This is a genomic window from Actinoplanes sp. ATCC 53533, from assembly GCF_003947245.1.
Map to the genome: position 1 here is coordinate 1 of NZ_QHHV01000369.1, position 2,309 is coordinate 2,309.

The 2,309-nt window shown below is 66.7% G+C and carries 2 protein-coding genes; both read right to left on the reverse strand.

From position 1 onward, the window contains the following. On the reverse strand, positions 1-836 hold an 836-nt coding region (locus DMB66_RS57420), incomplete at its 3' end, for an LCP family protein (RefSeq protein ID WP_148112915.1). Positions 837-1,037: 201 nt separating this feature from the next. Next, on the reverse strand, positions 1,038-2,309 hold a 1,272-nt coding region (gene atpD / locus DMB66_RS57425), incomplete at its 5' end, for a F0F1 ATP synthase subunit beta (RefSeq protein ID WP_125812399.1).

Genomic DNA, 2,309 nt, shown 5'->3' on the forward strand with positions numbered 1-2,309 from the left:
TTGATGAACTGCTGCTGGTGCCGCTGGCGGTCATAGTCGCTGCGGGGCAGGCCGTAGCGCTGCCGGACGTAGTCCAGCGCCTCCCACCCCTCCAGGTGGTATTTGCCCTTCTTGTACTGCTTCTGCGGCCCGGTGTACGGGTGGGCGCAGTTGCTGCTCGTCGGGCACTCGGCCTTGCGCGGCCGCGGCTTGCCCTCCGGCGTCAGGTGCTCCGACTTCACGTTCTGGTCGATCGTCATCGTGACGCCGCCCATCGCGTCGACGATCTTCCGGAAGCCGTTGAAGTTGATGATCGCGCCGGCGTCGAACTTCTTGATGCCCGTCAGCTTGCCGACCGTCTTGGCGAGCAGGTCGAAGCCCTGCGCCACATCGTGCTTGCCGTTGCCGACCGAGCTGCCGTACGACATCGCCGCGTTGATCTTCGCCGTGCCGCCGCGGAAGCCGGTCTTCGGGAACGCCGGGATCTCGACGCGCAGGTCGCGCGGGATCGAGTAGAGATAGGCCTGCTTCAGCCCCTTGGGGATGTGCACGACGATGATCGAGTCGGACAGCGGCGCCGTGCTGTCGTTGCGCGGGTCGATGCCGACCAGCAGGATGTTCAGCGGCCCCTTGATGTCGCTGACCTTCTCCTTGGTGGCGCCGGAGGCGGCATTGCCGAAGAGGTCCTTGGTCTCCACCGCGTTCGCGTAGCGGGCCACGAGCACCTGGCTCGTGATCAGCGCGCCACCGCTGAGGACCATCAGGACACACCCGAAGATCGCGCAGGTCCGCGCCCACAACGGCGCGCGCCACGCACTCTTCGGTTTTTTACTCTTCGCCACTCGATCCCCAACCATGCCGGTCGATGCCAACTGCGATCAACGGGCATGATCGCAGGGGCGTGCCATGAGCAGTGCCAAGGGTATCCGAACAACAGAAGAAACCTTCGTGTCCGCGTACCGCCGCACTGCGAGGTCAAACGGACATAACGGGCATTCGGAAACGGATGAGCCGCGCCGGCAAATGCCGGCGCGGCTCACGAGGGGATCCGCCAGGGATCAGCCCTTCATCAGCTCGTGTGCGTTCTTCTCGAGGTCCTCGAGGCCACCACACATGAAGAAGGCCTGCTCGGGGTAGTTGTCGTACTCCCCCTCGCTGATCTTCTTGAACGCCTCGATGGTCTCCTTGAGCGGGACCGTCGAGCCGGGGACGCCGGTGAACTGCTCGGCGGCGTACGTGTTCTGGGACAGGAAGCGCTCGATGCGGCGGGCCCGCTGCACCGTGACCTTGTCCTCCTCGGAGAGCTCGTCCATACCGAGGATGGCGATGATGTCCTGCAGGTCCTTGTACTTCTGCAGGATCCGCTGCACCTCGCGGGCGACCGCGTAGTGCTCGGCACCGACGAACTCGGGCGCCAGGATCCGCGAGCTGGAGGCCAGCGGGTCCACGGCGGGGTAGATGCCCTTGTCGGAGATCGACCGCTCGAGGTTGGTGGTCGCGTCCAGGTGGGCGAAGGTGGTCGCCGGCGCCGGGTCGGTGTAGTCGTCGGCGGGCACGTAGATCGCCTGCAGCGAGGTGATCGCCTTACCCCGGACCGACGTGATCCGCTCCTGCAGCTCGCCCATCTCGTCGGCCAGCGTGGGCTGGTAACCCACGGCGGACGGCATGCGGCCGAGCAGCGTCGACACCTCGGAACCGGCCTGGGTGAACCGGAAGATGTTGTCGATGAAGAGCAGCACCTCCTGGTTCTGGACGTCCCGGAAGTACTCCGCCATGGTCAGCGCGGACAGGGCGACCCGCAGGCGGGTGCCCGGCGGCTCGTCCATCTGGCCGAAGACGAGCGCGGTCTTGTCGAGCACGCCGCCCTCTTCCATCTCCAGGATGAGGTCGTTGCCCTCGCGGGTGCGCTCGCCCACGCCGGCGAACACCGAGGTGCCGCCGAAGTTACGCGCCACCCGGATGATCATCTCCTGGATGAGCACCGTCTTGCCCACGCCCGCGCCGCCGAACAGGCCGATCTTCCCACCGCGCACGTACGGCGCGAGCAGGTCGAGCACCTTGATGCCGGTCTCCAGCATCTCGGTCTTCGGCTCGAGGTCGGCGAACGCCGGGGGCTTGCGGTGGATGCCCCAGCGCTCGGTGATGTTCAGCGTCGACGGGTCGACGTTGAGCACCTCGCCGAGGGCGTTGAAGACGTGGCCCTTGGTCACGTCGCCGACCGGCACCGTGATCGACTCGCCGGTGTCGGTGACCGCGGCACCGCGGACCAGGCCGTCGGTGGGCTGCATCGAGATCGCGCGGACGACGTTGTCGCCCAGGTGCTGCGCCAC